The 10,255-nt window shown below is 51.7% G+C and carries 4 protein-coding genes; 1 reads left to right on the forward strand and 3 read right to left on the reverse strand.

Annotated elements, in window-relative coordinates:
* The first annotated feature begins 201 nt into the window (after window positions 1-201).
* Window positions 202-2,457 (forward strand): SulP family inorganic anion transporter, encoded by a 2,256-nt coding sequence (locus BLV85_RS07685; RefSeq protein ID WP_218132790.1) that lies wholly within the window; start codon window positions 202-204, stop codon window positions 2,455-2,457.
* A gap of 182 nt (window positions 2,458-2,639) precedes the next feature.
* Here the strand turns inward: BLV85_RS07685 and BLV85_RS07690 are convergent, their stop codons facing one another.
* The 3 genes from BLV85_RS07690 to BLV85_RS07700 form a co-directional block, all read right to left on the reverse strand.
* On the reverse strand, window positions 2,640-6,143 hold the full coding sequence (locus tag BLV85_RS07690; protein ID WP_090413923.1) for a DEAD/DEAH box helicase: 3,504 nt from the start codon (window positions 6,141-6,143) through the stop codon (window positions 2,640-2,642).
* 374 nt (window positions 6,144-6,517) lie between these two features.
* Window positions 6,518-7,393 (reverse strand): ion transporter, encoded by an 876-nt coding sequence (locus BLV85_RS07695; protein ID WP_090413925.1) that lies wholly within the window; start codon window positions 7,391-7,393, stop codon window positions 6,518-6,520.
* 109 nt (window positions 7,394-7,502) lie between these two features.
* Window positions 7,503-9,377, reverse strand: a complete 1,875-nt coding sequence (locus BLV85_RS07700; protein WP_090413927.1) for an SLC13 family permease — start codon at window positions 9,375-9,377, stop codon at window positions 7,503-7,505.
* Between the last annotated feature and the right edge of the window lie 878 nt (window positions 9,378-10,255).

The raw sequence follows: 10,255 nt of genomic DNA on the forward strand, positions 1-10,255 counted from the left end.
TTTCTTCCAACCGAAACCATCCGCACGATCCGCCTCCGGAAAAACGGTTCGATCTGACGGTTGACTGAAGAAAATAATAGAGTATGAAAATGGACTGATATAGTATGATTTCAGTCCTGCCCAGCTGTCTGTGCGCCTACGATTCTGTAGCGATATTTACCGATATTAGTAAACGTTGTACCTCTTGGATGAATAAAAATAATGAATACCTTGGAAAGCAAACCGAGTAACGGAATCAAGGGCTTGAAGCACTGGCGCTATGATCTTGGCGCAGGCATGCAAGTAGCACTAGTATCATTGCCACTATCCCTGGGCATTGCCATCGCATCTGGTGCCCCTCCAGTGTCCGGCGTAATCTCAGCCATCATCGCCGGGTTGGTATTTCCGTTCCTGGGAGGTGCCTATGTGACCATCAGTGGGCCGGCAGCAGGCCTTGCTCCCGCCTTGCTTTCAGGCATGCTGCTTCTGGGCGGTGGAGACCTTGCGGCAGGCTACCCGCTATTGCTGGTAGCTATCTGTTTGACTGGCCTGGCACAGATTCTACTGGCGTTCATGAATGCTGGACGCTTCGCCATCTTTTTACCCGTGACGGTTGTTGAAGCGATGCTGGCAGCGATCGGCATCATGATCATCCTCAAACAGATCCCCCCTTTGCTAGGCGATCTTTCGCCGGTCGCTCCGACCACGCTGGATTCCATCATCAAGCTACCGGAAACCCTGACCCACATTCAGCCAGCCGTATTCCTCATCGGCATTCTCTGTCTGTTCCTGATGTTCTTTCTCAACGCAACCCGCCGAACCTGGCTGCGGCGTATTCCACCGCCCTTGTTCGTAGCCATGCTGGGCCTTGTTTTTGCCGTCGTATTGGGATTGGATGCCCCCTATCTGATCGCGATGCCGGATAATCTCCTGGAAGGCGGCATCACCCCTCCGGCCTTTGGAGAGCTGCTCACCCGACCTGATCTATGGATCAGCATGCTGACAATTGTCATCACCCTGACCCTGATCGATGGCATCGAGTCCCTGGCAACGATCGCCGCCGTGGACAAAATCGACCCCTATCAGCGCAAGTCCGACCCCAACGTAACGCTGCGCGCGATGGGTGTATCCAATGTGGCTTCAAGTCTGGCCGGCGGCTTGACAATCATTCCAGGCGGTGTAAAAAGCCGGGCCAATATCGATGCAGGGGGGCGTACACTTTGGGCTAATTTTTACAACGCCGTGTTTCTGATCGTGTTCTTGCTGCTAGCCACCGATCTGATCACCATGATCCCCTTGACAGCAATTGCCGCTATTTTGATCTATGTTGGTTGGCGACTGTGCGAATACCGGGTATTCAGCCAGACCTATGCCATTGGACGCGACCAGATACTGATCTTCCTGCTAACGGTAGGCGCCATTCTGATGACAGGCCTGCTTTGGGGGATTCTGATCGGCATGGCAGCTGAAATTTTGATGCTGGCGTACCTTCTGACACCTTCATTCCGTGCGGTCCTGACTGGACGTTTAGCCTTTGTCCAAGCGCTGGAATTAATCTGGCGCAATCTGGCAAGCCTGTTCCGAAATCCGGTGATCAAAGTCCATTCCAGCACGCGTGACGGACGTCGACACTACGAGATCTCCCTGGGCTCTCTGGTGTGCTTCAATCTGCTGCCCCTGGATAAACTGTTGCAGAATCTCCCTAATGATGCCTCGCTATCCCTCATAGTCACAGAGTCAGGACGGATTGTGGACCACACAGCCATGGATTACCTGCACCAATTACAAGAAGAATACCTGCGATCTGGCCGCCCCTTCCATTTGCTCGGCCTCGAACAATACTATCAATTTACCCAGCATTCCCTATCTGCACGTATGCACGATGCAGCGCTGGTCCGGCGCGAAGCGAGGCTCTCGACACGAGCAGAGCAGATGGAAGCCTTTGCGAAAAGACATGGCATGACATTCAATCCCGCCACGCTGGCAGTATTGGATATTCATGGTTTTATCTACCTGCGACGCGGGGACCGGAAACAGGAGAGTAATGTGATGACCGCAACCTACCATGGTTACGGGATCAAAGTATTTGATTACAGCCATACCGCCGCACCGGATTACTACGTCGAGCATCGCCATACCCTGGTAATCGTTACACTCCCGGACGACATCCCGGCCATTCCGGATCTGGTGCTGGCTCCCGGACATTACCTGAAGCGCTACTTGGTAGATTATCAGGAGCACGCCCCCTCCGTAGCAATCGATCATCCGGACGGATATCGCGTTTACACGCGAAATAACGGCGATCTAGCGTTGGCCGCAGCCGACAAGCTGCTTACTTTCGTCAAACGCTATCCAGGCGTCTACGTCGAAGCACGCAGCAATGCGCTGCTGGTATTCCGTCCCAACCGAGATATTGAAAACGCACAAGGCATCGAGGAATTACTGGAGATCATCGACACTATACCCACAACCGCATAATCACCTAGCTGGCAATGACGTGACCAACGTATTTGCAGACAGGCAAAGTGTGGGAAGAAAAAGGCAAGCACGCTTTTTCTTCCCAGATAAATTTCCTCCCGGAGATATCCAATGTTGCGTAGCCATAATTCTCTGCTGATGAATGTCTAAACTTGAGTCTTGTTTAATCGCACACGCTTAATTTATCCTAAGCTGAACACATCCTTTAATTCTTCGTTGCTTAAATTTCCGATCCATTTTTCCCCGACACCCACAGTCAGGTCGGCCAGATCGCGCTTGGACTGGATCATGTCATTGATGCGTTCCTCGAATGTAGCGCGAGTAATCAGGCGGTGAACTTGCACGTTATGCTGCTGGCCTATACGATAGGCCCGGTCTGTTGCTTGGGCCTCTACCGCTGGATTCCACCAAAGATCAAAATGGATCACGTTGGTGGCAGCCGTTAGGTTAAGACCAGTACCACCGGCTTTCAGCGAGAGCAGAAAAACACGCTCGGTTCGGTCATTCTGAAACTTTTCCACCATCGTATCACGCGTTTTCCGTGCAACCCCACCATGCAAAAATTGTGGCTCACGCCCGAACCTTGTTTTAATCCATTTAGACAGCAGCTCACCTGCTTCCCTAAATTGTGTAAAGACCAGTACTTTTTCATGGGCGGCAAGAATGGGATCAAGTAGATCAAGAAATAATTCCGACTTACCTGACAAGCCAGCGTCATCATCTCCCGTTTTAAGATATTGCGTGGGGTGATTACAGATCTGCTTCAAAGCCATGATCATTTGCAGCACCAACCCCTGTCGTTTAAATGTGTCGGATTCGCCATTGATCACTCGCAAGGCTTCACGCACGACAGATTCATACAGTGCGGCTTGCTTTTTCACCAATCTGCAGTATTGATTTTGTTCGATTTTATCCGGCAAATCACTAATAATGCTTTTGTCTGATTTAAGCCGCCGCAGTAAAAAAGGACTGGTAACACGCTTGAAGCGCTGAATCACCTGGTTATCATGATGGCTTTGTATGGGCACGGCATACTCTTTGGTAAAGCTGGAGAGGTTCCCTAGAAATCCACGATTGGCAAAATCCATAATACTCCAGTATTCAGATAATCTGTTTTCAACGGGCGTACCCGTCAAGGCGACGAACGCAGGCGCAGGAATAGACTTAACGGCCCTGGTTTGCGCGGCAATAGGGTTTTTGATATTTTGTGCCTCATCCACGACGACAATGCACCAAGGCTGCTTCTTGAGTTTGGGTAAATCAGTGCGCACCATACCGAATGTCGTCAGCAGCACATCTGCGCACTTTTTGTCCAGCATGCGTTCTGCACCATGAAAAATGTCCACTGTTATTGTCGGTGCAAAACGCGTGATCTCTTTTGTCCAATTAGTCAGCAAACTGGTCGGCACAATCACCAGCGCTTTTGCTTCGTTTAGCTTTCCTTCCTCCTTGAGTTTCAGCAAAGTGGCGATTACCTGCAGCGTCTTGCCCAGACCCATGTCATCGGCGATGACGCTACCAAGTCCGGCACAAATATTGCGATACAACCAGGCATAGCCGCGTTCTTGATACGGCCTCAGGGTTGCATTAAGCGTGCTGGGCAATTGCACGTTGCTGATTTCCGTTAGCTCACGAATAATAGCGCGTGCTTTTCCATCCAGTGTAATTGGCGTCCCAAGGTATTCCCCCGCCAAGGCAATACGCAACAATTCCGCGCGAGAAGTTCGTAGTGGTTTTTCAAGTTGTTGCCGCAGCTGCTCGATTTCGGTTGGCTCCAGATAAACATATTCACCTTTGAAGCGAACAATGCCATGAGCATTCTTGACCAATTCATCAAACTCGGAACGAGTCAGTTGATTATCGCCAATTGCCACTGTCCAGTTAAATCCAAAAACATCATCCGCGTTAAGATAGCCAGTACTTCCGGTGTGCTTGCCTGAAACCTTCATCGAGATGCGTGGCCGTAGTATGCGGTCCAGCGCCTTGGGCAGCAATGCGCGTATCCCAAGTAACCGGATGATCGGCAATGTATCGAATAGAAAATCAGGAAGCGTTTCTGCACTAAGCGCTATCGGGGAAGCAGCGCCAGTGCTGATATAATCATTAAAGGCCGGGAAAAATTCCGCAAGCAATGATACGATCTGCAACACACTATAACGATTTTCCTGCCATGCCTTATCCATCAGCAGACTGGCAAACGGAACCGGTTCCTGTAATGGCGCGTTGCGCGCGATGACGCCGAGCGACAAACTGAATCCACTGCCCTCGTCCTCAAGCTTCAGTACTGGCATATAAGCATGCTGACTCAGATGAAAGCGCGACAACCACAACTGCACGCCAGAGCCAACTTCTCCTTCGCCAGGTCCGTCAAACCGGGCATGACCATGACCGAAAAATAAATCAAGCAGTTTGTTGGCATATGGTTTTTCATTATGGGCGTCACTCCAATAGCGAATAAACTCACCCAGAAACAAGCTGCACAACGCAACGGCCTGCACGGTACCAGACAGATTGTCAACCTGCCTGCCGTTACGGTAGGCCAATACTCCTGTCGGCAGCAATAATGCCAGTCGATTAATCAAATCTCTGATCCTCTCATCCAGAATTGCCGGAAGCCAGCGTAAACCTACTTCCGATTTCCCTATTTCGAAGACTTGCGGCAAGACTGCACCTTGTGCCAGCAGATATAAGCTGGTCATACGAGCATGGAACATAGCCGCTACTTCAGGCTGTAAATCAGGTAAATCACCCTCGGTCAGCTGTTGCAATCGAGACACCCAATCCGACCAGCTTGCCGGCTCCGCCAATCCGGTAAGGAGTGGTTGATACGCATGATCCAGTACAACATGCGGTTTATCTGCGGCGACAACAATTGATGGCAACGCATCACTCGTTACCACCGTCGTTTTAAGCGCGCGGCGAGCTTGCTTGATCACCCGCTTCAGTACTTTTTCATAAGTCGTACGAAAATCACCCTGCTGAAAAAAGGTAGGATTCGCAGGCAATACACTTATCAAGGTAGCAGTCAGGTCAGGCAGCGTGGAATAATCTGGCGGACTGTAATCCTCCGGATTAGCAACTTCCGAAACCGATATTGCCTTCTGCTGCCCATGATTCAGCAAGCTATCCACCGTCGGCAGTCTCGCCTTCGCTTCTCGTTCAATCGAAATATGACGAGCTTCTAGTTCCTGAGTAAGATCGATACCCTTCAATGAAAAAATCATAAAGGGATTGCCATCTATTTCCCGGCTGATCAGGTAAATTACCGCAGCCAAGTGCTTACATGGCACAGCCCAGTCGGGACAGGAACAATCCATGCCGAGATCTTTCCAGCCGGTTGGGAAGATCTCGATCTTGAGTGCCTTAGCGCGCTCCAGGACGGCAGGATCAAGTTCACGATTGAGCATTTTCGAAATAATGACTGGATCACTTGCCAGTGCATCCAACAAAGTCTTGGTTTGCTGTTGAGGCATTGCAGGAACTTTAATGCTCACCGTGTAAGGCCTTGGTCGAGAGCCTCTTACCTTGGCAAGAATTTCCCCATCCTGAATCTCAATTTTGGTTACTGCGCCTTTGTTGGCATAACTACGCCCGCGCGGCAGACGATTATCATAGTCAATTTGCGCAAGTGAGTTAAGCCACTGCGTTCCCCACCAAGTTTGCCCATACCCCTTGTGTGTTGTCATGAATTAATTCAGAAAATAGTACGATAAATACAATAGCAGTTAATTTGCGGCCGCAAAATAGGGGTTATATTTTGTAAGCGTCCATCCCCGCCATCTAAAAATCAAAGTCATTTCTGTCCATGCTTCGTGCTGGCGATTTGCGAGGATCTCGAATTCATGCCTTGGAATCAGGAATCCGCTTGAGCAACTGCGAAAATACGGCATTATGATACGATAAGGCCTGAGCTCCTTCTTGTTTTTCAATGATTTTTGATAATCTGATTATATCAAAGCAAGTCGGTACTCAGGCCTCCTCCATTCCTCGTTTATGGGACAGCAGTAATCAATCACCGTGTTTCGCATAATGCTCGATTTCAGCGTCTATTTGCTCAGACTCATTTCATATTGGAAGAGGCTTTCTCCGAGCCGGCCTCGTCGGGCAGAGAGGCACCGCACTTGCGGCAAAAACGTGCATCTACATCGTGCCGCGCGAGGTCGCATTGTAGACAGACTCTCTCATCGGCTTGCATCTTGAGTCTGCTCATCATCTCGGCCGAATAGATGCCAGTGGGTACGGCAATGATGCCGTACCCAATCAGGATAAGAAACGACGCGACGAACCGGCCGAAGGGAGTCACCGGTGAGATATCGCCGTAACCTACGGTCGATACACTGATAAGCGCCCAGTACATCGATATGGGAATACTGGTGAAGCCATGCTCCGGCCCCTCGATGACGAAGAGCAAGGCACCAAAAATCGTGATGATGGCAAGCATGGCCATCAGAAATACCAGGATCCTGCGCCAACTCTTGAATAGCGTGTCGAGCAGAACTCCCGATGCACGTTTGTACCGCCGCATCTGCAGCACTTCGAAGATACGCAGAATACGCAGCGTCCTCATCACAGCCAGATACTGCAACCCGGGGAACAGCAGCGACAGGTAGGTGGGAAGCAAGGCAAACAGATCGACTATGCCGTAAAAGCTTCTGGCATAGCGCAATGGCTCGCGCACGGCCCAGAGACGTACCAGGTACTCCACCGTGAAAAGCAGTGTGAAAAACCATTCCAGAGCGATGAACTGAGGCCCGAAACGCCGGTTGAGAACCGCGACCGAATCCGCAAGGATAACCCCTACGCTGATTAGGATGATGACAACCAGCGCGACATCGAAGCCGCGACCGGCTTGTGTTTCATAACCAAAAATGATGTCGAAGCATCTTTTACGCCAGCCTTCGCTGTCGCAAGGGTCAGGTGCGTGAAAGCGGCTCATGGCGCGAGGCCCTCTCTCCGGCCACGGAGGACGAAGTGCTGCACCATTGAAAAATCGGACCGCTTACGATATTTGTTTGACGCCACGGGATTACTCACTTGGCACAGAGTCATAGCGGCCAAACAATCAGCAGCATCGGCACCGAAATGGCAACCACGATGATTTCCAACAGCAAACCCAACTTCCAGTAGTCACCAAAATGGAAGCCGCCCGGTCCGAGGATCATGGTGTTGTTCTGATGTCCGATCGGCGTCAGGAATGCACATGAGGCACCGATCGCCACCGCCATCAGGAACGAATCTGGACTCACACCCAATGCCGAAGCGGTCCCAATAGCGATGGGGCACATCACGGCAGCTGTGGCAGCATTATTCATCAGATCCGAAAGGAACATCGTGACCACGAGAATCAATACCAGCCCGACAATGACGTGGCCTTGTGCCACGTTCTCGATCAAAAAACGAGCAATGAGGGCGGCTGCGCCCGTGGCTTCCATTGCGCCCGCGACCGGTATGAGCGCACCCAACAACACGATGACAGGCCAATCAATCGCCTCATAAACCTGTCGAGGCGGTACGGTACGCCACGCCATCGACACAAGCACGCCAATCGCAAAGGATACGGCTGCTGGCAACAGCCCGAATACGGCACCGCCAATGGCAAAAAGCATGATCAGGCTCGCTTCCCATATCTTGCGCTTGTTGGGGATACGGAACTCCCGTTGGGCAAGCGGCACGCATGCGTTGTCAGCCGCGAATTCAATAATTGACTCCGGGGGGCCCTGCATCAATAGCAAATCGCCAGACTGAAGGGCGATAGATCGAAGGCGCCTCATTGACCGCTTCCCTTTGCGGGAAAACGCGAGCAAATTGATCCCGTAACGAGTTCTCAACAAAATATCGCTTGCCGAGCTGCCGGACAGTGGTGAGCCGGGCAACACGGCAAGCTCCATCAGTATGATATCGCCGGATTTTATCGGAGGATCAGTTTCCTCGGTACTTTCTGCGCCCTCGGGCTGCGATTTGGTCTGGTTTTTCTTTGTACCCTTCGTTTTTGGTGTATCGACAGATTCCGTTTCCTCCGACGCCTCCAGCTTCACCGACTCTTCGAGTTTAAGCCCCAGAATGGACAGCACTTCAGTCAGAGACTCGGCTTCTGCCTCGATCATCAGAATGTCACTCGCATATACCCGGCGCCCAGGGTTGGCTGCGATCAATTTAATCTCTTTCTGCACGATGCCGATGATCTGTGCGTCGACATCAGCGAGCTCGGCTTCGATTTCACGCAGGCTCAGGCCTTCGGCCTTGCTTCCTTCCTGTACCCTGACTTCGGTGATGTAGGCGCCGGATTCAAAACCTTCGATGCCCGATTGTTGGCGCACCGGGACGAGGCGCCAGCCGACCAGAGCAACGATCAACACCCCTGCCAGCGCGATAACCAGACCGATGGGTGTGAAATCGAACATTGCAAAACTGCCCAGGCCAGCTTCAGCGCGAAAGCCGGACACGATGAGGTTGGGCGGCGTGCCGATCAGCGTAATCATGCCACCGAGGATGGTGCCGAAGGCCAGCGGCATGAGCACTTGTCCCGGAGCGAGTTCGAGCCGCTGTGACACGTAGACTGCCACCGGCATCAACAGGGCCATGGCCCCGACGTTGTTCATGAAACCGGACAAAAAGGCCCCCAAGCCCATCAGCGCGGCAAGACTAACAAGGTGCCCCGCGTTGGCAGGCAGCATGGTTCGCGTCAATGCGTCGATAGCGCCCGAGTTTTGCAAGCCACGGCTCAGCACCAGCACGCAGGCCACGGTAATCACCGCCGGATGGCCGAAACCAGTGAAAGCCTTGTCGGGTGCGACAAGTCCGGCCAGTACGCAAGCAAGTAGCGCGCCGGTTGCCACCATGTCGTGACGCCAGCGCCCCCACAGAAACATGATAGTCATGGCTGCCAGAATAGCTAGAATCATCCATTGATCGTTTGTCATAATCGCTCAGAATCTAAATCGAGGTTGTGCCTGAGTCCGGGAACAATTTGGTAGCAAGTATTCGTGGCAGCAAAGGTCGGCACCGATGTCAGTCAAAACCTCGCACTCGCGCACCGCGAGATCGCGCACTTCGGGGTCACGCGCACTTCGGGGTCAGGTCCATAAGAAAGATCAAAGAATTCTGAAGTCCATGAAATCGGACTCGGCTGAATCTGGTCTTGTAACGATAATCTTCCGATTTTCACTCTCCTCCCCTTGGCGTGGGTGAAGCTCGTCACTTCAGCTCCCGCTCTATTCTGGCCATGAATTCATCGCTGCCCAGGAGGCTGTCCGAGAATAGTGATCGTAGCGAGGACGAACCTTGCTGAGCAGAATTCTCGATCATTTGAGGCGAATAGTTGTTCTATTCAACGAAAAGAATCGAAAAATCCAGCCTGGCAGGTTCGTCCGCAGAAGATCGGTTTATTCTCGGACAACCTCCTAGCACTCAAGCCTTGAGGGTTACGAGTATAAATCACCAGGCGTTTCCATAAACCGTGTCCCGAAGATTTGCCGATAGGCACTTGTCGTCGTTGATCCATTCATCCGTTATGCTCAACCGGCTGTATTCCCGTTGCGACGTTACCTCCACACCGGGTTAACTCAATGTGCTTTCCCGGTGACTTGGCCATGGGTAATTCGCTGGATACATTATCATGCCGGCACGTAGCAGATTCAATTCAACATAAGGCATACAAGTAAACAGATATTTTTCACTTTCGATCAGTGATCGACGCTCAAATTTTTCGGCTCGTCAGCAGAATCTGTGGGCGACATCCGGTTCAGGTAGCGCGCCAAGTGCATGATATAATGCGATTTCTGCGCCATGAAAGGTTCGA

Origin of the sequence: Nitrosomonas halophila, from assembly GCF_900107165.1 — a bacterium.
GTDB classification, from domain to species: domain Bacteria; phylum Pseudomonadota; class Gammaproteobacteria; order Burkholderiales; family Nitrosomonadaceae; genus Nitrosomonas; species Nitrosomonas halophila.